Annotated in this window: 25 protein-coding genes and 2 pseudogenes; 8 read left to right on the top strand and 19 right to left on the bottom strand. The window is 68.5% G+C overall.

What is annotated here, in order from left to right:
- Positions 1–37: 37 nt before the first annotated feature.
- Entirely contained in the window at positions 38–592 is a 555-nt protein-coding gene (locus AB0F17_RS51770; RefSeq protein WP_358039888.1) for a hypothetical protein, read from the bottom strand.
- 349 nt (positions 593–941) lie between these two features.
- Between AB0F17_RS51770 and AB0F17_RS51775 the strand changes: the two genes are divergently transcribed.
- Positions 942–1,310, top strand: a complete 369-nt coding sequence (locus AB0F17_RS51775) for a hypothetical protein (protein WP_358039891.1) — start codon at positions 942–944, stop codon at positions 1,308–1,310.
- Positions 1,311–1,345: 35 nt separating this feature from the next.
- Here AB0F17_RS51775 and AB0F17_RS51780 read toward each other — a convergent pair whose 3' ends face one another.
- The 3 genes and pseudogenes from AB0F17_RS51780 to AB0F17_RS51790 all read right to left on the bottom strand — a co-directional run bounded on the left by AB0F17_RS51780 (position 1,346) and on the right by AB0F17_RS51790 (position 3,031).
- Positions 1,346–1,648, bottom strand: a complete 303-nt coding sequence (locus AB0F17_RS51780) for a hypothetical protein (protein ID WP_358039894.1) — start codon at positions 1,646–1,648, stop codon at positions 1,346–1,348.
- Positions 1,649–1,710: 62 nt separating this feature from the next.
- Positions 1,711–2,355, bottom strand: a complete 645-nt coding sequence (locus AB0F17_RS51785; protein WP_358039897.1) for a DUF4158 domain-containing protein — start codon at positions 2,353–2,355, stop codon at positions 1,711–1,713.
- A gap of 56 nt (positions 2,356–2,411) precedes the next feature.
- Positions 2,412–3,031: pseudogene (locus tag AB0F17_RS51790) on the bottom strand (Tn3 family transposase).
- Positions 3,032–3,102: 71 nt separating this feature from the next.
- On the opposite strand from AB0F17_RS51790, the gene AB0F17_RS51795 reads away from it, so the two are divergent.
- Positions 3,103–3,516, top strand: coding sequence for a transposase (locus AB0F17_RS51795; RefSeq protein ID WP_358040259.1), 414 nt, complete (start codon positions 3,103–3,105; stop codon positions 3,514–3,516).
- A gap of 976 nt (positions 3,517–4,492) precedes the next feature.
- Here the strand turns inward: AB0F17_RS51795 and AB0F17_RS51800 are convergent.
- From AB0F17_RS51800 to AB0F17_RS51825, 6 genes and pseudogenes are all read right to left on the bottom strand, one after another.
- On the bottom strand, positions 4,493–5,524 hold the full coding sequence (locus AB0F17_RS51800) for a Gfo/Idh/MocA family oxidoreductase (protein WP_358039900.1): 1,032 nt from the start codon (positions 5,522–5,524) through the stop codon (positions 4,493–4,495).
- Between the two features lie 497 nt (positions 5,525–6,021).
- Positions 6,022–6,423: a hypothetical protein gene (locus AB0F17_RS51805; RefSeq protein WP_358039902.1), complete on the bottom strand. Its 402-nt coding sequence runs from the start codon at positions 6,421–6,423 to the stop codon at positions 6,022–6,024.
- Between the two features lie 115 nt (positions 6,424–6,538).
- The gene (locus AB0F17_RS51810) at positions 6,539–7,807 is read right to left on the bottom strand and encodes a sulfatase (RefSeq protein ID WP_358039905.1); all 1,269 of its coding nucleotides are present in this window, start codon (positions 7,805–7,807) and stop codon (positions 6,539–6,541) included.
- Between the two features lie 8 nt (positions 7,808–7,815).
- A complete protein-coding gene (locus AB0F17_RS51815) occupies positions 7,816–8,352 on the bottom strand; it encodes a fibronectin type III-like domain-contianing protein (RefSeq protein ID WP_358039908.1) in 537 nt (178 codons plus the stop codon).
- A gap of 82 nt (positions 8,353–8,434) precedes the next feature.
- A pseudogene (locus AB0F17_RS51820) lies at positions 8,435–8,917 on the bottom strand (glycoside hydrolase family 3 C-terminal domain-containing protein); the annotation flags it as partial.
- Positions 8,865–9,515 carry a TetR family transcriptional regulator gene (locus AB0F17_RS51825; RefSeq protein WP_358039911.1) on the bottom strand — a complete coding sequence of 217 codons (651 nt, stop codon included), beginning with the start codon at positions 9,513–9,515 and terminating at the stop codon, positions 8,865–8,867. The pseudogene AB0F17_RS51820 and the gene AB0F17_RS51825, both read right to left, overlap by 53 nt.
- Positions 9,516–9,749: 234 nt before the next feature.
- Here AB0F17_RS51825 and mihF point away from each other — a divergent pair, with 234 nt between their 5' ends.
- The 3 genes from mihF (at position 9,750) to AB0F17_RS51840 (ending at position 12,111) form a co-directional block, all read left to right on the top strand.
- Positions 9,750–10,061 carry an integration host factor, actinobacterial type gene (mihF, locus tag AB0F17_RS51830; protein WP_358039914.1) on the top strand — a complete coding sequence of 104 codons (312 nt, stop codon included), beginning with the start codon at positions 9,750–9,752 and terminating at the stop codon, positions 10,059–10,061.
- A gap of 563 nt (positions 10,062–10,624) precedes the next feature.
- A complete protein-coding gene (locus tag AB0F17_RS51835; RefSeq protein ID WP_358039916.1) occupies positions 10,625–11,104 on the top strand; it encodes a hypothetical protein in 480 nt (159 codons plus the stop codon).
- 278 nt (positions 11,105–11,382) lie between these two features.
- Positions 11,383–12,111 carry a GAF and ANTAR domain-containing protein gene (locus AB0F17_RS51840; RefSeq protein WP_358039919.1) on the top strand — a complete coding sequence of 243 codons (729 nt, stop codon included), beginning with the start codon at positions 11,383–11,385 and terminating at the stop codon, positions 12,109–12,111.
- A 51-nt stretch (positions 12,112–12,162) separates the two neighbouring features.
- Here the strand turns inward: AB0F17_RS51840 and AB0F17_RS51845 are convergent, their stop codons facing one another.
- From AB0F17_RS51845 to AB0F17_RS51875, 7 genes are all read right to left on the bottom strand, one after another.
- A complete protein-coding gene (locus tag AB0F17_RS51845; protein ID WP_358039922.1) occupies positions 12,163–12,699 on the bottom strand; it encodes an SET domain-containing protein-lysine N-methyltransferase in 537 nt (178 codons plus the stop codon).
- A 106-nt stretch (positions 12,700–12,805) separates the two neighbouring features.
- Entirely contained in the window at positions 12,806–13,222 is a 417-nt protein-coding gene (locus AB0F17_RS51850) for a hypothetical protein (protein ID WP_358039925.1), read from the bottom strand.
- 32 nt (positions 13,223–13,254) lie between these two features.
- Entirely contained in the window at positions 13,255–13,617 is a 363-nt protein-coding gene (locus AB0F17_RS51855) for a hypothetical protein (protein WP_358039928.1), read from the bottom strand.
- Positions 13,618–13,822: 205 nt separating this feature from the next.
- The gene (locus AB0F17_RS51860; protein ID WP_358040262.1) at positions 13,823–14,260 is read right to left on the bottom strand and encodes an MFS transporter; all 438 of its coding nucleotides are present in this window, start codon (positions 14,258–14,260) and stop codon (positions 13,823–13,825) included.
- Entirely contained in the window at positions 14,164–14,979 is an 816-nt protein-coding gene (locus tag AB0F17_RS51865; protein ID WP_358040265.1) for an MFS transporter, read from the bottom strand. The genes AB0F17_RS51860 and AB0F17_RS51865 overlap by 97 nt, the downstream gene beginning before the upstream one ends.
- 68 nt (positions 14,980–15,047) lie before the next feature.
- On the bottom strand, positions 15,048–15,359 hold the full coding sequence (locus AB0F17_RS51870; protein WP_358039931.1) for a Chromate resistance protein ChrB: 312 nt from the start codon (positions 15,357–15,359) through the stop codon (positions 15,048–15,050).
- Between the two features lie 16 nt (positions 15,360–15,375).
- The gene (locus AB0F17_RS51875) at positions 15,376–15,636 is read right to left on the bottom strand and encodes a hypothetical protein (RefSeq protein WP_358039933.1); all 261 of its coding nucleotides are present in this window, start codon (positions 15,634–15,636) and stop codon (positions 15,376–15,378) included.
- A gap of 813 nt (positions 15,637–16,449) precedes the next feature.
- On the opposite strand from AB0F17_RS51875, the gene AB0F17_RS51880 reads away from it, so the two are divergent.
- Both AB0F17_RS51880 and AB0F17_RS51885 read left to right on the top strand, forming a co-directional pair.
- Positions 16,450–16,878 (top strand): recombinase family protein, encoded by a 429-nt coding sequence (locus tag AB0F17_RS51880; protein WP_358040267.1) that lies wholly within the window; start codon positions 16,450–16,452, stop codon positions 16,876–16,878.
- Positions 16,879–16,907: 29 nt separating this feature from the next.
- Complete coding sequence (locus AB0F17_RS51885) at positions 16,908–17,003, top strand: hypothetical protein (protein ID WP_358040269.1); 96 nt, start codon at positions 16,908–16,910, stop codon at positions 17,001–17,003.
- Positions 17,004–17,079: 76 nt separating this feature from the next.
- On the opposite strand, the gene AB0F17_RS51890 is transcribed toward AB0F17_RS51885, so the two are convergent.
- Together AB0F17_RS51890 and AB0F17_RS51895 are read right to left on the bottom strand one after the other, a co-directional pair.
- On the bottom strand, positions 17,080–17,961 hold the full coding sequence (locus tag AB0F17_RS51890) for a PhzF family phenazine biosynthesis isomerase (RefSeq protein WP_349449493.1): 882 nt from the start codon (positions 17,959–17,961) through the stop codon (positions 17,080–17,082).
- Between the two features lie 275 nt (positions 17,962–18,236).
- The gene (locus tag AB0F17_RS51895; protein WP_358039936.1) at positions 18,237–18,542 is read right to left on the bottom strand and encodes a DUF1330 domain-containing protein; all 306 of its coding nucleotides are present in this window, start codon (positions 18,540–18,542) and stop codon (positions 18,237–18,239) included.
- 188 nt (positions 18,543–18,730) lie between these two features.
- Between AB0F17_RS51895 and AB0F17_RS51900 the strand changes: the two genes are divergently transcribed.
- Positions 18,731–19,633: a LysR family transcriptional regulator gene (locus AB0F17_RS51900; RefSeq protein WP_358039939.1), complete on the top strand. Its 903-nt coding sequence runs from the start codon at positions 18,731–18,733 to the stop codon at positions 19,631–19,633.
- The last annotated feature ends 72 nt before the right edge of the window (positions 19,634–19,705 follow it).

Below are 19,705 nucleotides of genomic sequence, written 5' to 3' on the forward strand. Positions count from 1 at the left end.
ACAGACAAACCCGACACCCACTAGAAAAGGATCAAGGCTAGGACCTGGGGGAATAACCTGCAACGAACCCCAGGGGAATTACGTGGCGTTCCACAAGACGAGTTCGGACGACTTCCACCCGCTTGTGAATATCCGGTTCGCCCAACGCCATCGCGACCTCCTTGGCGCGCATTGGGCGACCTGCTGAGGCCAACATGATGACGACCTGCCGGTTAATACCGGTCAATGAGGGCCACGCGGCAGCAAGAGTGTCCGGAGCTCCCATGGACGGCACCGGTTGAAGGTGACGAGACTCGGCGGGGCTTTGACGGTCAGCCTCACCGGTGACCAGTTGGTGCGAGCCCTGGGCGTTCTGATCAAGCACTTCCGGCTCGGAATCGTCACTCGCCGCGTTCTTCGCCCGGAGATCCTCCACGGGGTTCCGGCTCGACACCTCGTCTTTGGCCTGCAACCTGGCCAAGGTGCGCCGAACCGCCGTCAGCTGCTCCAGTCGCTCCTCGGCCTCGGCGATTTTCTCACGCCACGCCACGACCTCTTGCCGCGCCTGAGCTTCCTCATCGTCCAGCCGCTCAACAAGCTGAGCGACACTCATCTGCTCAAACCGTGATGGCACCATCGCCCCCTCAGGCTCGATGACCCCAGCGCCTCGCCGCACTCCGGCTTACTCACTCACCGAATAGTTGCAACTCCACACTGTAGGCACGAAAGCCACGCGAGTGCAGACACATCACAAGATCTTCCTTGCTTTCAAGCCACAACTTCCGACACGCAACGAAGCCGGAGCCATTTACGGGTTCATGCCCGAGCCGCCTTGCACCGGATCTCCACACTAACTACGCATCAGGCACATACCGGCCTGCTTTGATGGCGCCGTGATCAAGCAAAGAAGGCACTCGACGGAAGCCAGCGACATTCGCTGGGCCTTCGGCTGCGGATTCCCCATGATCATCGCCCTGGCGTTCGCGACCGTCGGAACCCCCCTCGAGCTTCACCTGGTAGCTCGTGCGCACGTCTACTGCGCTGGTGACCTGAGCGCGGGAGAGAACTTCGCCGGGTCCATCTGGATGGTGAGCCGCCTTGTTCTCTTCCCGGTCGTCTCGGTGGTGTCGGCGCTCATCTCGCTGGCCTTCCAGCTACTCGCCCGACTGCCACGCCTGGCCGGCCGCTTGTGGCTGGAACTCCTCCTGCTGGCGCTCACCATCGCCGTCTCGGCCGCCGGGCCAGTAGCCCTGACCCTGCACGACCTGGCCACCCAAGGCACTCCAGGCAACTGTGTCCTGCCCTGGTGGCCCTCCTGGCTGCCCTCCTAGAAACGACGAACTCCCTCCTCCCTCCAGGGAAACGATCACAAGGATCCTGGGAAGCGATCTTCCGAGCCTCCATTCCGTTCCAGGTCAGACCAACTCGTGAACACCCCGTGAGGGCGGCCCGCGAAGGCCGAACCCAGCTCGCGGTACAAACGGCGCCAACGCCACGCGATGCGGTGCTCAAGACCTCCTCGGCGGCCGCCAGCGACCGCGAACACCTGAAGGAACTGCGCCGGGCCGAGCGGCGCGAGCAGCGCCTGCAGAAGGCGGCCGCTGGGCCGCTGGAGATCGGCCGAATATTCAAAAACGGCGAGATCGCCGGCCGCGCGCTCGCCCGACACCTCGGCCTGCAGCAGGGCCTGGCCCGCTGGCTGTGGCGAGGCGAGCTGCCGATCAGCTCCGGCTACCGGGACATCCCGATCTCCGCGTCCTCCACCAGCAGCCGATCCAGATCCGCCCGCATCAGCCGCGTCAGCAGATGCGCGACCTTCTGGCTGGTCAGCTTCCCCGCCGCAGTCCGCGCAGCGGTCACCAGTTCCATGAGCGTGACCGCGCCCGGCCGCACTACTTGCGCAGCCTGCAGATGCTCCACCGCCTGCTGGAACAACAGCGATGGGGTGTCGTGCTCCATCGCCCGGTCCAGGAGGAACTGCTCCAGCTCCTTCCACTGGATGCTGCCCGGCGTGGCGTTCTTCCACGTCAGATACTTCATAACCAGCTTCAGATGATCGCTGCGCGTCTGCGGCCGCTTCCGCGTCGACCGGTCGTACTGCTCGAGCACCCCGGGAAACACCGCCATCTGGGTCGCCAACCGCTGCACCGCCGCCTGCGGAACCTGCAGCAGTTCATCAGGGACGAAGCCGAGCCACGGCAACGTGCACAGCTGAACGGCCAACCCCAGCCGGGCATCGGGACCGCGGCCAGGCGCGTTCAAGAAGCCGTGCTCACGCGACGTCAACGTGAAGTACTTGTTCAGCTCCTCACGCCCGATGTCCGGGAACGACCGCAGGCGCTCCAACTGCTCGTCCGACAGGAACCGCGTCGACATCAACCACCCCGGACGTCACAGAACGCACGAATCATGACGAACCGTAGCCGAGGAGATCAACAACCGTCCCCGAAACCTCCACAACCGCAGGTCAGCGCTGTATCCGTTGGATTTTCGCCGTTTGCTACGGGAACCCCGTACAGCTCGCTCTCGCCGCTCTCGATCCGGTACAGCTTGACCTTGTTGATCTGCTTGATACGCGGGAGCAGGTCAAAGCCCAAGAGCCGGGTCACACCGAACCCGACTCGGTCTGGCCGTGGGAGTCGACGTAGTTGCCCTCGACCTTCATGGTGGTGCCGTGCCGGACCGCACCCTCGATCATGGCGTGCACTTCCGAGGCCGAGGCGCGCAGGGTCTGGGAGTGCACGACCATGGACCCGCGTTCGATGTGCCAGTAGATGAGGATGCCGCGGCCGCCGTACCGCGAGTGCCACTCGGTGAAAATATTCTGATCGTAGGCGCGCACGTGCGTGGAGTCGGAGGCGACGGTGGTCGTCCCCTCGCCCCACAGCTCCACGTCCCGGGCGGTGAAGGTGGCGTTCGCGATGTCGGTGGCGACCTGCGGGGTCAAATAGCGGCGCCGCACGTAGCGGATCTCGTCCTCGCCGTGGGCGTGGCCACCGGAGGCCACGGCCCGGATCCCGGTGTTGGTGCCGTACCCGAAGATCGCCAGCATCAGCCGCTCGGCCAGCACCTCGGGCTTGAGGCTGGAGCCGCCCACCACCGAGGTAACCGCCTTCACGCTGGATCACCAGCCACCCCGACCACGTCACCGCCGACGACAAGACCAAGCTTGAGAAGATTCTGGAGCGCAGCCCGCGCCTTGCCGCGCTATCTGCACACGTCACCGCGTTCGCGCAGATGATGACCAACCGCACGGGAAGCGAACACCTCAAGAACTGGCTTGCCGCCGTCGAAGCCGACGACATCGCTCAGCTGCACTCCTTCGCCAAAGGGATCGACCGTGACCTGGACGCGGTCATCAACCGTCTCACTCCTCCGGCGCGATCGAGGGTAACGCCACGAAGATCAAGGCCCTCAAACGCAGCCGATAAGGCCGCGCCAACTTCGATCCTCTGCAGCCGACAAGGACGAGATCACGCTCAGTCACAACGGTACACACTTTGCGCCAGAGCTACCTTTACATGGCCACGGACATGAAACGACGATGGACTTACAAGCGCAGACGGCAGGGTCGTCCACCGATCCGACCAGCCATCCAGAACCTGGTCGTCCGCAGAGTGACCGGTGGTGAGGGTCGACCGCTCACGACTGGACGACCAGGACCGCTTTGCTTTGGAGCGTACGGGCGTAGCCCGTTCCTTGATGGGTTAGGGGTGGTGAGCGGATCTCAAGCCGAGCGCCTTTACATTGTAGATTTTTTAGTGAGGACGAGGATAAGGCTCTATTTCTCCCAACAGCGGCTGCCACTCAAGAACGGCCGGGTCGCCGATTGCATCTCTCAACCCATGTAGCCAGCACAAGCCGCTGCCATCCGCCGTCCCCTCCTGTACCGATTCCGAGTAGGTCCCCTGCTCCCCCGCGGTGTGCCCAGACTTGAGCGGCGATCGCGACCGCGTGACCCTTGATTTTGCTGTTCAACGCTTCGCCTGGCCTGGCTGCGGACCCGGCTCGCCCTACCGGTCCGTCACCACCACCAACTCAAAGACCCCGAGCATTGGACGCCCGCGCGACAAGGGCGACCTGCCTGTGCGCCGCTGCGGCGCCCACGAACGTTGCCCATCAGCCAGCACACGGCTGGCGTGCGCGCCCTCTCCAACGTCTATCACCCGATGTCGAGCTCGGGAGCGCGAACCGCCGTAGATCGCCCCGTCCAGGCCCGCGTCCAGCAACGGGCCGATCATGCGCGGTGACGGAGTGTTGGGGTGGAGGTAGACCGGTGTGTCCAGGGTTTCTGCCGCCTCGAAGATCGCCCAGGTACTCGCCCTGGGTGTGGGAGTTGATCATCACGCCCTTCAGGCCAAGCTCCCGGTGGCTTCTTTCGATCTCCTTGGCCGCGTGTTCCGAGTCCAAGCAGGTGCGGATCATCTGGTCTTGTGCCTCGCCTGACTTCTCTGTTAATCGGAGTCGGACCATATGGGGGCCGGTATCGGCCTCACACTGCGGTCAGGCACTGTCAAGGCAGCCGGACCACCTGGCCATCGCGGGCGCTGGACCGCGCGGCGTCCAGGACGGTGGCGGTGGCCACCGCGTCCCAGGGGTCGACGGGAACAGGTCCCTTGCCGCGGACCGCGGCGGCGAAGGCGGTGTAGAACAGGTCCCACCTGCCGCGCATCGAGGCGACGGGCTCGACGATCTCTCCGCGCCGCACCCGGCCCCAGAGGTGTTCGGGCTCGGCGCCCCAGCTGTCGCCCTCGGATTGCGGGGTCGCACCGGTCATCAGCGCGCGGTCCTGGCTGTCCCTGTGGTCGATGACGAAGGTGCCCGTGGTCCCGGTGACGCGCAGGCTGGGTCCCGGGGCACCCTGCCGCCAGCTGCCCCACAGGTGCGACTGCACCCCATTGCGGTGGGTCAGGGCCACAAAGACGTCGTCGTCGAGTCCGTTCTCGTCCTCGCGGTGGTGCATCTCCGCGTACACCCGCTCCACCGGGCCGGACAGCACCAGAGCCTGGTCGACCAGGTGGCTGCCGAAGTCGACGAGGGTGCCACCGCCCGCGGCAGGAGCACCTGCCGTCGGCCGGAAGACCTCAAACCGGGATTCGTAGCGGAGTACGGTGCCGATTTCGCCGCTGTCCAGCAGCGTCCGCAGAGTGAGGAAGTCGGAGTCCCACCGGCGGTTCTGGTACACCGTCAGCGGATGGCCGTGCTTCTCCGCGAGCTCGACGGTCGCACGAGCCGAGGCCGCGTCGAGCGCGAATGGCTTGTCACAGACGACGGCCAGGCCCAGTTCCAGCGCCTGCCGCACCAACGGGATGTGCGTGGCCGCGGGCGTGGAGACGGCGACCGCCTCGGCGCCGGCGCGAACCAGGTCCTCCAGCGAATCGAAGGTCGGCCGGCTCACGTCCTGGGCGACCTGGGCTCGGCGCTCGGGTGAAGTGGTGACCACGCCCAGGAACTCGTATTCCGGGGCGGCGGCGAGCAGCGGGGCGTGGAAGACGCGGCCACCGAAGCCGTAGCCGATCAGTCCGATGCGTACGGGGGCATCCAAGGAGACTCCTCTGTGTTCTTCTGTCGTCGGCACGTCGACCTGTCTGCGGCAACGCCGCCATCCAGACACCGGAGCGCTGGTCCAACGGCGAGCAGTGGCTCGAGTCCAGCATCTGGGACGCCCCCGACTGTTGCCCTGCCTGCCGCCGGTGAGGCCCCGGAGCTGGATGAACACCCATCCAGCCAAGTGCTGCGCCGCCACCTACACGATGACCACCACGCGTGGGCGCGCTGGAACACCGGCTTCGCCACCCTGGTGGCGGCCTGCGACGACCCGCCCGTGGACGCCATGGCCGAGTTGCTGGCCTTGCGCACTCGACCACCTGCTCGCCAACGACGTGCCCTTGGACCCCGACCTTCCCCCACGTGAGGTCTTCAACCTGATCATCGCTCCACAAGCGCAGGGTAGCCGCAGCGACGTCACTGTCAGCCGTGCAGTCAGCGTCCCAGGGAAGGTTTTGTGATATTTCGTCCGTTCTGAGGCTGAGCGGTCGACGTCTACCCGTGGTGGTTGGCTCGGGTGAACAGCCCGGGTTCGGGTTCGATGAGGATGCCGTGGCCGCCCAGGCGTTTGCGCATGGCGCGCATACTATCGGTGTGCTGGGGCTCCAATCCTGTGTTCAGTATCCGGCAGATGTCCTTGGCGCGCAGCCCATCCGGCGCTTGCTCCACGACTGCCAGGATCTGCTGGTAGGCGGGCGGGAGCGAGGCCCCCTCAGAGGCGGATCCGGGCAGGTCGCCGGTCATTTTCAGGATCGTTTCGCGGGTGATGCGCAGCCGGGACAGGACCTGCTCGGCTGCGCTCAGCTCGGCGATCTGCTCGCGCGGGCGGTCGGCTTCGGCTTTGGGGTTCGGCCAGGCGCTCCAGTACACGGGCAACCGCCGGTGGGCCAGCAGCACGGCGACAGCGTTGTGGCGAGGATCGTACTCGACCTGATCTTGGAGGCCTCCTACGAGCCGCCGTTCCCAGCACATCGATGGCGGGCCGCTCCTGGGCCGCTCTCGACGACCGGCCTCACTTACCGCACGATCCGCTGCTCGAGGTCTTGGAGGAACCCGCGGTACGTGTCGAGGAGCGGATCGCCGGTCTCGGCCATCCACGCGAGCAGGTGCCGCCGCGCGGCCTTGAGCGCCTCCCCATGGCTCGGATCCTCGGCCAGGTTGGCCAGCGAGTGCGGATCGGCGCGGAGAGCGTAGAGCTCCTCCGGAACACGGTGCCGGTAGAACCGGGCACGCTGTGCGAGCCGTTCGTCGCTGGAGGCGGCGGCGAGCATCGCCGGCCAGGTGCCGTCTCGTGGAACACCGTGAACACCGTGTCCCAGCCGTCCTGCCGTTCCCCGCGCAGCAGCGGGAGCATGCTTCGCCCGTCCAGCCCCGTCGGCTCCGGTACGCCCGCCGCCGCGCAGAGCGTCGGGAACAGGTCGATCATCGACACGAACGCGGTGTCCACTCGTGTCCCGGGGCGGGTCACCAGGGGCCAGCGGACGATCAGCGGCGTCCAGCTGCTCTGCAGATAGCAGTTCGCTTTGGCGAACGGCACGGCGATCCCGTTGTCGGACAGGAACACCACCAGCGTGTCGTCGGCGGCACCGGCCTCGTCCAGCGCGCGCAGCACCCCGGCGACCACGTCGTCGCAGCGGCGGGACGAGCTCAGGTACTCCTGGTATTCCTGCGCCACCTCGGGCAGCCCGGGGAGGAACCCGGGTAGGTCCCCGACCTCGTGGGCTGGCCCGAAGACCTTCGACGGAGCCGGGTACGTGGCCCGCGCTTCGGCCGGGAAGCGGTCCAGCTCATCCTGGCTGCCGGAGTAGGGACGATGCGGATCGTGCGCGTTGGCCATGAGGAACCAGGGCCGCCCCTGCGCGGCCGCCTCGCCCATGAACCGTCGTGACGCCTCGCCGTAGGCCCGCGGATCGCGTCCCATCCCGAGCTCGCGCATGCCGCGGGTGAATTCCCAGCCGAACGCCTCCACCGGCTGCAGGTGCTCGACCTTGCCGAGGATGCCCGGCATGTACCCGGCCTCGTGCAGGAGCCGGGTGAGGAGCGGCACCCCGGCGGTGATCGGCTCGAAGCCCTGCGCGCCGTTGCGGTGCGGCCACCGGCCGGTCATGTTCGCGGAACGGCTGGGCTGGCACACCGCGATCGCCACGTGGGCGCGCCCGAACGTCATCCCCTCCGCGGCGAGCCGGTCCAGGGTGGGGGTCACCTCCGCCGGGCCGCCGAAGCAACCGGGGGTGTCACCGCCCATGTCGTCCGCGGTGATCAGCAGAATGTTCGGTGGCATGATGCTCCTCAACGGCCGCTCAGTTCAAGGGTGGCGCGGACGTCACCCAGCCCTCGGGCGAAGATGATCCGTCCCTGCGCGGGGAGCGGCGTCCATGCTCCGCGCGCGTCGTCCCAATACCGCCACAGGCGCGGATCGGTGGTCACCTCGACCCGTGCGCTGTCACCCGGCTCCACGGTCGCGGCCCGCCAGCCGACGAGCCGCACCGGCCGGCGGCGGCCGGTGGGACGGAAGTAGACCTGGACGACCTCGCGGCTGGTCCGGCCGCCCGTGTTGGTGACGGTCACAGCGAGGCGGCGGCCTTGGCCGTCGAGTACCGCGGCGCCTGCGTATTCCCAGGTGGAGTAGCCGAGGCCGTGTCCGAACCAGAACGCCGGCGCGGGCCCGCGATCGTGGCCTCGGTAGCCGACAAAGACGCCCTCCGTGTATGCGAGCCTGCCCTCGACCGGGGTGACCGACCAGGCCGGGCCGGCTCCATCCGCGGCGGGGAACGTGGTGACCAGGCGGCCGGCCGGCTCGATGTCCCCGAGCAGCGCGGCCGCCACGGCGTGGCCGCCCTCCTGCCCGGGGCAGGCCCGCCCAGAGCACGGCGTCGACCTGGTCGAGCCACGGCATGAGGATCGGGGTCGCCGCGTTGACCACGACCACCGTGCGCCGGGCCGCGGCGGCGACCGCGGCGACGAGCGCGTCCTGTGCGCAGGGCAGCCGAAGCGTGGTCTTGTCGACCGACTCGGTCTCCTGCTCCTCGGTGAGCCCGACGACGACCACGGCGACCACGCCGACCCGGACGAGACCGAAAACCTGTGCGGAACCCCGGACCACGCGGCCGTCGAAGAGAGGCTGCGCACCGCGATCCTGTCCTGGCTCGCCGCCACCGCGGACGTCCTCCCCATGGACCGCGACCCTCGCCGCCCCACCGTCGACCTGCCGACGCCCGGCTTGGCAGCATCCGCATGAAACCGGCCCGCAGACGCCTGGCACCCAGGTAGACCTGTTCGGATCAACGACGAGCCCGTCATCGAGGCGCTCAGCCTCGCCCGTACCTCCACCGAAGTACCTAGGGGTCCCCGGCCGACTTGGCGGAGGTGGACCGGAGCAGCCGCAATGCACCCCGTGACAAGGCCGTCAGGATGTCGGCGGCCTCGTCCAGGTCCGGGTACCGCCCCTCCAGATGCCCCATGGCCAGCGCGTTGGTGGCCGCGTCGATCCCGTCGGCGATCATCTCCAAGCGCCGCCGATCCCGCTCGTTGTCCGCCGTATACCCCAGCGCCGCCAGGTCGGCGGCATGATGCTCCCGATAGGCCGCCGCCGTCTCGGTGGCGAAGTCGCGCAGCGAGGATGAGGGATCGTGCCGAGCCCTGAGCTGGATCCGCAACAACTCAGGATGACGGCAGATCGCCTCCAGCGGGCTCCGGAACGTCTCCCGATGCCGTTCGAGATCGTCAGGAGCCTCGCGAGCCTTGCGCCGCGCCTCCCGCATCGAGGTGAACAGCCGCTCGCCCCCTTCCTCGGCGAGCACCCGCAGCAACTCCTGTCGATCCTTGAAATGCACGTAGAAACTGGACTGCGCGATGCCGGCGACCTTGGCCACCTTGACCGTGGTCAGCCCGGCCTCACCTTCCTCGTCGAGAATCGCCACCGCGGCGCGGATCAGCTTGCGCCTGGTCAGGTCTTTGGCCTCGCTCCTGGTGAGCGGCGTGCTCGTCATCGATGCCCTCCCCCTGTCGTAACGATTCTTCCGCGGCTCTTGTGCAGTTTTTCACCGATAGTACTATCGGTGAAATCGCTCTCGGGGGGATCTGGCCTCCCAGTACTAGTGGAACGATGAGCCGGGGTTAGTGTCACAAGATTTGACACTCTGCGGGATGATGGCTGTTGACCTGCGTCGGGGCGTGTGACGCAGAGTTCGAGCAGTCGATCTTCAGGGTGGAGGGCAGATCTGATGGCAGTGCCGAGGATGACGCCGCAGCAGCGGGCGAAGGCCTTGGAGAAGGCGGCCGAGGCTCGCACGGCGCGTGCCGTGCTGTTGGCCGGGGTGAAGTCCGGTACGACCAGCGTGGCGGAGGTGTTCGGTCGTAGCGGCGAGGAGCTGGTGAGGAAGACCCGGGTGGCGCAGGTCCTTCGAGCGGTTCCCGGTTACGGGCCGGCGAGGGTCGCGGCGCTGATGGCGGTGTCGGGGGTGGCTGAGAAGCGGCGGGTCGGCGGGCTGACCAAGCAACAGCGGGAGCGTCTGCTGCAGGCGCTGGCCGGCTGATCGCCGAAGATCAGCCGGGCGTGGGCCCTCATCCACACCGATGGGGCCTACGCTCGCCGCCGGTTCCACTCCACGGCGGTGCCGCGGGGAGGCGGTCAGTCAAAGGCGAGCGCGCGGAAGGCGTTGCGGACGGCCATGAGCGGGTCGCGGTCGCGGCTGCAGTGATCTACGACGGCATTACTACTTTCGCTGGACCAAATCTCTTCAGGAAACCGCCCTTCCCGCCAACGAGCGTTACCTGAAGCTGTACACCAACCCGCCCGAGGAGATTGCCGCCACCTACGTCGAAGACCTGTGACCACTCACTCGCTAAACCACATCGCATTTCCCGCCCTGTCTGGGCCGTTCTCACGCACACTCTCCTCAAGGATGTTCAGCTCAGAGGGTGTCCTTTAACCCGGATTGATTTTCGCTAGGACCTGCGCACGCGCCCCGGCCGCGCGAACGTGCAAAAAGGCGTGGATGGAGCGTGCATTTGGCCGCTGACCTACCCACGCTGCCTGCCGCACCCTGAGATGCCGGCGTTTCGGCATGAAACGCAGGTCAACAGAGGGAGAAACGGCATGCGCTCTCACAAGCTCATACGCGCGCTCGCGCTGACGGCGGGCCTGGCCGTCTCGGCGGCTCTGTCCGCGGTCTCGCCCGCCGGCGCGACGACCGCGGCCGCCACCTGCCGGGTGGAACTGAACTACGTGGACGCCTACGACACGGACGAGAACAGCGGCGACGAGATCCGGATCAACCTCGCCGGGTACATGTACCCCAGCGGCAACCGATACGTCGCCATGAATAACGGTGATCGCGCCTATTCCGGCAACTTCGCCCCCGGCCCGACCACCACCATCGGCACCACCGGATCAGCGCTGTTCAGCCTGCGCGAGGTCACCCCGCCCGCCGTCGGCCAAGGCAAAACGCTCGGCTCGGTCACCGCGTGGGGCTCCACCTGCGCCACGCTCGCCACCGGACAGATCACCTACATCCCGCAGCACATCTTCGGCGGCGACTACTGGTACTACATGAGCCTGGTGATGACCGGCCTGTAGCCCCCGGGTTCGAAGGCCCTGCCGGGCCCGCGAGGCGGGAGCTTCACCAGCCCCCGACGCCAGGCCGCACCCCCCGCGTCCAGGCGCCCGGCATCTTGGCCCCATCGTGTTGTGCATCAGTGATCAGATTTCGGAAACCGCCCCCAGAGGGCTGGAAACTTTTGGCATCAGATGACGACTGACAGAACCTACTGGTAGCCACCCGAAACAGGGCGCGGCGGGACTAGCGTGAGGTAGCAGGACCAGGCGGGGCCGGTGGCCGCATATGAAGGGGTGGCATGCCACTGGACAGGCGGCGCAGCGGGCGGGTCCAGGCGGCGATCAGTAGTCGGGCCCAGAGTGAGGGCGTGCCGGTGACGGTGGCCCACGTCTGCGTGGCCTGCACGCAGGCCTTGAACATGAGCGGCGCCGGTCTGTTGCTGGTCACCAGTATGGGCCTGGGTGAGCCGGTGTATGCCACCGATCCGCGTACCGACCGGCTGGCCGAACTGCAGATCACCCTGGGCGCGGGCCCGGCGCACGAGGCGTTGTGCCAGGACCGGCCGGTGCTGGTGCCCGACCTGGCGGCGACCGGCACCCAGCGGCGCTGGCCGATCTTCGCCCCCGGGGCCCACGACCTGGGAGTGCGGGCGGTTTTCGCCTTCCCGCTGCTGGTCGGGGCGATCGCGGTGGGGGTGCTGGAGGTCAACCGTCAACTGCCGGGCTGGTTGTCGCCCGACCAACTTGCCGACGCACTGCTGTACGCCGACGCCGCCCTGCTGGTCACCTTGCGACTCACCCTGGACAAGACCGGCGACGCGCCCGCGGGTACAGGCCAGGCCTCGGACGGGTATGCCGGAAGGTGGGCCGAGGTACACCAGGCCACCGGCATGGTGGCGGTGCAACTGAGCGTCGGCCTGAGCGAGGCGTTCGTCCGGCTGCGCGCCTACGCCTACACCAATGATCGCCGTCTGGCCGAGGTGGCCCGTGACATCGTCGCCCGCCGCCTGCGGCTGGAACCGGACTAAACGCGCAGGATGTCGGCGCGGTGGTCCTCTCCTGTGTGAGGGGTGCCGGCGCTAGCAGGGGAGCCCGCTGGCGGCCCCGCTCGCAGGCGGAAACACGTCCTGTTCGGTGGCGTGCCGGTGGTCGATGTCGGTGAGGTAGGGGGCGACGAAGCCGTGGTAGTCGGCTTTGCGTTCGGCGGGTAGATCCTTCCAGCCGGTGATGTGGTCACGGCAGCGGGGTGAGCCGCACTGGCAGTGGGCGGCGAAGTGCTCGACCGAGTAGTTGCGCATGGCGTAGTCGAAGGTGATCTCCTGGTCGGCGGTGATCGGCCGGCGGGCGACGTAGTCGTGAGCGCCGCCGGCGTTGAGGCGAATTCCGCAGTTCGGGTCGCAGGAGTGGTTCACCTTGGCGATGAGCCCGCCGTGCAGCACGAACCGGTTCTGGCTGACCTGGGAGGCGTGGGCGTGGTTGTGGTCGAGTTCGCGGTCGATGACACCGACCATCACCGTCTCGCCGACCTGGAAGGAGCGGGTGGCGAACACGCCGTCACCTTTGGAGTCGGTTCGCTGGAGTTCGTAGCCGCTGTTCACTTCGTGGCCGCTGTTCACGTCGCCTGCTCTCTGAGGGATCCAGCCCCACCGTCAAGCTGATCAAGGACGAACCGATCGATCCCCCTGCCGGAGATCGCCCGCAACGCATCGCCTAGGTAACCGTTCAGACGCATCTGCACCTTATCCCGTGTTCCGCGTAATCCCGCGGGATGGAGGCTTGAATGTAGGCGTTGACCTGGGCGGACATGCACCGGCCATCCCACCGAGCCGGACCCGCATGGAAGGGAGTGATGGCCCGATGAGCAGGCCAGAGGAAAGGCGACGGCGAGGCGTGGAACGCCTTCGCCGATGAGGTCGAAGCCGAGATCGACCGTCTCATCACCGAGAACGAAGAGCTCCGCGCCGTGCCCGCCCGGTCGGGCGCCACCTGCCTGGCCAGCTCGGCCGACAACGCGCCCGGCACGTTGCGCGCACCGGGCAGGTGCTCGGCGGCGAAAGCGTCGACCGGCAGTGCCTCCACCAGCTGCACGGCGCCACGCTCCTGCCGCACGAGCAAGTCCTCACGGGTGATGCGATCCATCACAGTCCTTCCGGGAACAGGGCGCGCCCGCTTCACACGGACGGGGACGGCGCTGCGGCGGCTGCGCCAGCGCGGGCCTGCAGCGCGTCCAGCACCTCCACCTGCTCCGGTGGCACCGCCACCTCCAGCGCCAGGCTGCCGTCGGCGATGGTGAGGGTGAAGGTGAAGAAGGAGCAGCAGCCGTTCTCCCGCGCCGTCAGCTCAGCGGCCCGGGCCGCGTGCTCGGGGCTGAAGACGAGTTCCAGATGCAGCCGCGCGCGCTCCGGCCGCGTCAGGGCCTGCACCGCGTCGGCGAACAAGGCGTCGAACTCGGCCACCCGCAGCGGCTGCTTGGCGGTGGGCAGCGCGCACGCCGAGGGCACCCACTCCTGGTCAAAGGCGATGTTCTGGGTCATGCCTCGACGGTAAGCCTGTACCCAGGTACCGGATGCAAGCCTTGCGGGCGATTGGTCAACCGCCGAAATCCCGACCGATCCTGGCGTCAGCACCCGCGCTCCGGGCTGCTCCTTGCTGCTCTGGCGCCATCGCGCTCGCCCGGCGAGCCCCTTTGCGCCCATCCGGCGGGCCGCGAGCGGCAGATGCGGGGTGTTCAGCTGGTGGTCACGGTGGTGTGGGCGCCGGGCGGCGGCGTGCGATCAGGGCGGCGATCACCGTCACCAGCGGGCCGATGGCCAGCAGGACGGCGAGCGCGGCGAAGCCGTACGTGAGGGTGAACAGGGTCGCGACGCCGGCGACCAGGAGGGGGCCGCCGGCGTTGCCGAGTTCGCGGCCGAGTTCGGCTGAGCCCATGGTCTGGCCCAGGCGTTCGGGCGGGGTGGCGGCGGCCAGCGCGGCGAAGCCGAGCGGGGTGATCAGGCCGGTGCCGGCGCCGATCAGCAGCGCGGCGGCCAGGACGCCGCTCAAACCGGGAAGCATGGCGGCCGCGAGACCGGCGGCGGTGGTCAGCAGGCCGGTGGCCAGGCCGGTCCGTGTTGTGAGGCGGCCGGCGTCCAGGGCCCGTCCGGCGATCGGCTGGACGATGGCTGCGCTGGCGGCCAGGACGGAGACGGCGGCGCCGGTAACCACGGTGCCGAGACCGGCAGCCGCGCCGGAGACGGGCAGGAAGCCGACGCCGACCGACGGCGGCGGTCGCTCCCGCGAGGGCTGCGGTGGGGGGTGAGGAATGCGGGCGCGCTCAGGCGGCGGGCCAGGTCCAGTACGGTCTGGCGGGCGCGCGGCAGCGGCGGCACGGCGGGTACGGCCAGCGCCACCCACAGAGCAACGCCCGCGCCGAGCAGCGCCATCACCGTGAACAGCAGGCGCAGCCCGCCGGCCCAGACCAGGACTCCGCCGAGCAGCGGGCCCATGGTGTAGCCGATGGACTTGTAGAAGCCGTAGCTGCCGAAAGCCCGCCCGCGCTTGGCAGCCCGGTTGAGCCGGGCGACCAGCGCGGAGGCCGAGGGGGAGAACGCCGAGGCCGCCGCGCCCTGGCCGAGGCGGGCCGCCCACAGCCAGCCGGGACTGTCAGCCACCGCGTACAGCGCGGAGGCGGCGGCGAAGGCGAGCAGCCCGCCCAGCAGCACCGGCCAGGCGCCGATGCGGTTGGCCAGACTGCCGAAGACCGGCTTGAGCAGCACCTCCGCCCCGTCGTAGAGGGCCAGCAGGCCGCCGAGCACCAGCAGCGAGGTGACCGCGTCGGAGGAGAAGCCGCCCAGGTTGGCGGCGATGGCGTGCGCGCCGAACGCGGTGGTGAACCCGGCCGCATGCAGCGGCCACATCGCCGCCCGCGAAACCACCGCGGACGCCGCCTGAGATGCCGGGCGGGAAGTGGAAGGGGGCGGGCTGCTCACGCCTGCTCCGCAGCCGGTCGGTGCAGGTGCTCGAAGACACGCTCGGCGTAGTCCTCGCAGGCCCGTTCGCAGTCCTTGAGCCGCTCGGCGGCCTGAGCCGCCTGCGGTGCGGTGAAGACGTCGCGGGCACTCAGATCCCGGTGCCAGCGTCGCAGCCGCTCCAGGCTCTGTTCCTCTTCCTCCAGTTCGGCCAGGGTGAACTTGGCTATCCGGATGCGGTGATGACGGTCGCCGTGTCCAGGAACAACGGCCCGTCCGGGCGCAGCACCCGGGCGAACTCGGCCGCGAACAGCAGCACGTCCACACACACGACGGCCGCGCCCGCTACAGGTACTGGCCCGCCTCGGCGCTGTCCGTCTTCGACACCCGTACCGACACCACGTTGGCCAGGTTGATGACCACGCCATTCACGTCGGTTTCACGGTCATATCTCGCCCGGGTCAACACCAGGCTGCGCCGCTCGTCCACAGCGCGAGCGATCGCCTCCAACGCCTCCGGCTCCCCGTCGAAGTCCCCGCTCATCACGGAGACGTCTTCACCGCCCACCGGGTGGAATCGAATGATCAGTGCGACATTGTCAGGCACGGCCGGCTCCTTTCGCCAGAATCCGCCCAGAATCCGCAAGGGCTACCTGCCCAGCGTCGAACGCTGTAAGCAGCTGCCCTCCGCATCCGCCTGCGGCGCCGGAAATGCGGCGCCCTCCAGGGCCAAGTCGGGAGACAGGAGGTAAGAATCGCGTCACCGGGGTGCAGCCAAGGTACGGCGGAAACCGGCAATAGGCGGGTAGCGGGGCCAGTAGTGGGTGCGGGTTTGGGCTACTGGCCCGCGCGGCGTTGGAGTACCTGAGCCTGGAGGCGGTCGTGGAGCTCGGCTTCCTCGGGTGTTTCCGGCTCGCTGCGCTGCCGGATCGGGGCGGGCTTGGGTCGCAGCGTCACGCGGTCGTTCGCGGCGGCCTGTTCGGCTGCCGCCTCGGCTTCGGCAAATGCCCGGTAGAGCGAGGCGACGGACGGCGGCTTGCCCTTGTTCTTGCCGGCCCGTGACTAACATGATCCACGGAAACGGCGCTAGTGATGATCTTGAGCAGTCTCCGATCTTGGATCGGCCCTTGAGGACCAGCGCTCGGAGAAGTCCCGATAGGCAGGATCATCTTCGGTGGGCAGGCCAGCGCCGTCCAGCGGGGGCAATAACGATCGTTTTCGCCCCCATGCGGATCGGCAGCCGCACAGGCCGCGAACCACCCCTGAACCGGTAGCGAAATCATGTAGCAAAACCGGCAGGTAGCACAAGAACCCCAACCACCGTTTTCGCTACATTGAAGCCTTACCGCGCCGGGAGGCCACCATCAAAGATCACGTCATCCTCAACGACGACTCAGCCGCGCGCGAGGACCTCATCGGACTGGCCCGGGTATCCACCGACGCCCAGGAACTCGCGCGCCAGATCGACGCCCTCAAGACCGCCGGCTGCGCCCGGATCTACCTCGACAAGGCATCCGGCGTCAAGGGCACCACCCGGCCCGGCCTGACCGCCGCCCTCGATCACATGCGCAGCGGCGACACCCTCGTCGTGCTCGACCTGACCCGGCTGGGCCGCGACACCCGCGAACTCCTCGCCATCGTCGAAGACGACCTGCACGCCAACGGCCGCCACTTCCGCACCCTCGACGGCATCGTGCTCGACACCAGCGACGACATGTGCGGCGAACTGATCTTCACCGTGTTCGCCGCCATCGCCAAGTTCCAACATCAGCAGATCGTCAAAGGCACCGCGAAGGCCTCGACGCCGCCCGCGCTCGAGGCCGCGTCGGCGGCCGCCCTCGCGCCCTGACCTCCGAACAGATCGCCGACGCCCGCATCCTGCTCAGCGCCGGACAAACCCGAACCGCCGTCGCCGCCAAGCTGCGCGTCTCCCGCTGGACACTCAGCCGCGCCCTCGACACCGCGCCCCGCTGACGGCCGCCACCGGGTGCCAACGCTTGACCGCGGCGGACAGCCCCAGCCCCATGCGCGGATCGCAGAAGAGGACGGTCTAGTTGTCGCCTCGGTGTCCGTCGCGGACCACCGCTAACCCGCCGACCCGGGTCGTGATGCCCGCCGGCCCGCGTCGGGCCGAAGCGAGCACGCTGGCCGGTCGACCGAGGGTGTCACCCTGCTCCACCTCGATCGCGACCGTCTGTGCCCCTGTCGTGTCGAGCAGGTGGGCGGCCAGGCAGCCGGTGCTGTTGGCGTTGGCGACGTCCTCGTCGACACCGATCGCCGGCGCGAACATCCGCGCCGCACCCGGTCGGTCACCCACCGGCGGTACGTACACGAAACAGCCGAGGAGCCCGTACCGCTGGCACGCCGCTGTCAGCCTGCCGAGGTGTGGGTGGACTCGGAGCAGCGCCGACCGGTCGTGGACCGGTACCAGCATGCGTGGTGCGCCGGGCGCGGCGATCCGTGGCGCGTCGGTCGGATGCGGGTCGTCCGCGGTGAGCCCGAGCGCGGCGACGATCGCGGCGCGCTCGTCCGGTGCCGGGTGACGCAGCGCGACGAGGCCCTGGTCGAACCACACCTCGATGCCGGCGGGGCGGCGGATCGCGACGGTGTCGAACGTGCGCCCGCCGGTGTGTTGGCGGTCGTTCAGCTCGCCCAGCGCGGTGCGGGTCAACCGGACGGCCTGCGCGGCAACGGTGCCGTGGCCGCAGCCGGACAGTTCGGCGGTGGCGGTGAAGAACCGGACCGGCCAGCCACCGTCCGGCGTCCGCCCCGGGCCGAGGAACGCCGCGTGCGAGGTGCCGGCCGCAGCAGCGACCGCACGCCGGTCCGCGTCCGTCGCCGCCGGGTCGTCGTCGGTGACGGCCGTGGGGCTGCCGCCCCGGCCGTCGCGCCGCACGCACGCATCAACCACCGTGACATCCGGCCAGGACATCGGCCCTCCTTTGACGCTCAACGAACCGGCAACCGCGAACGGCGTTCCGCCGATAGCCGGACCTGGCCGCAACGGCCGACCGAACGCGTCCCGGAGCGTACCGTCCTGCCTCAGCCGGTGCCGTCCTGCACCGGATAGTGGATGATGACCGCACCGCCGGTGGCGTAGTTGCGAACTGGGACGCGGGGCATGGCTTCGAACTCGTCTCGTGAGTCGTCGTTCAGCACCGTGTGCGTATCAGGTGACGGATGCTCAGCGATGGCTGGGCCCGCCGGTCAGTCGATGCCTTCGATGATGCGGAAGTCGCGCTCGAAGCCGTCGGGGAGGGCCACCAGCGCCTTCTGGTATGCCTCGCTCTCGTATGCCGCGACGGCCTGTTCAAAGCTGTCGAACTCGATCAGAACGACGCGTTGCGTGATTCCGGCTTCGTGGGGGACGACTCGACCGCCACGGGACGGGATCCGGGACAGGACGCGCCCGCCCCCAGCCTGGACAGCCGGACCGGCCAGCTTGTCGTAGGCAGTCAGCCTCTCAGGGTCGGAAATGGCGGGGTAGACACTGACCCAGTAGCCCTTAGCCATGGAAACCTCCTGTGTTCGGCCGGACACGTCCGACTTCGAATTGACACTCAGATCGATCGATCCCGGCGACGGGTACTGCGGTCAGTTGAATCGTCATATGCGCAGGTTAGGGCTTGATGTGCGGTCGAGGGAAAGACCGGTACGGGATAGACTCAGAACGGATCGTTATCAATCGGCAGGGAGGGCACGTGGCGCCGGATACGGTGAGCCTGCGGTACTTCCTGGTGCTGGCGCAGGAGTTGAACTTCACCCGCGCGGCCGCACGGATCGGTATCGCACAGCCCGCACTCAGCGCCCGGATGCGCCGATTGGAGGCGGAACTCGGTACGGCCCTGCTGGTCCGCAACACCCGTAGCGTTGTATTGACCGCGGCCGGTGCGGCTTTGGCGGAGTCCGCACCGCCCGCGCTGGCGGCGCTGGACCGGGCATGGGACACCGCCCGGAGCGCGGCGGCCGGTGAACTGGGCACGCTGCGCATCGGATACAGCCTCACCGCCGGGGCCGAGACGGCACCGGCCCTGGTGGACAGGCTCATTCGCAGCAGCCCGGGACTCGAGGTCGGCGCGGTCCCGATGGCGACACCGGAGATCTCCCCCGCGGTCGCCGACGGCCGCATCGATGCCGGGATCACCCGCGGTGAACAGCCGGGCGGTGGCGTGCGCCGGTTCCTGCTGCGGCGTGAGCGCGTCGGGGTCCAGCTGGCGCAGCACCATCCGCTGGCCGAACACCCGGAGATCGAGATCGCCGACGCGGCCGCGTATCCGCTGCGACTCCCGGACCGTGCGGCCAACCCCGTGATCCACGATCAGCTGTCCGCACTGTTCCGAGACATCCGACCACACCCCCGATTCCACACGCCGGCAGTCTCTGTCGACATGTCTCAGCGCGACCTGCGCGACGGGGTCGCCCTCGCCCCGGCCGGAGAAGCCGCGGTCACGGCACAACCGGCCGGTCTCACCTGGCGACCGCTGCGGGGCGCGCCCAGCCTGACGATCCACCTGGTCCTCCCACGCGAGCAGTCGCCGCTACACCGCCGCATCCGTGCCGTCGCCAAAACCCTGGCGCACGAGCTGCACTGGCTGCCGGACTGACGCGCAAGAGGTCAAGCGAGACGGACGTCTGCGGCGTGTAGAACACGTGCAACTCCCGGGCCGACAGGAACC

The organism is Nonomuraea sp. NPDC026600, from assembly GCF_040638335.1.
Classification (GTDB): domain Bacteria; phylum Actinomycetota; class Actinomycetes; order Streptosporangiales; family Streptosporangiaceae; genus Nonomuraea.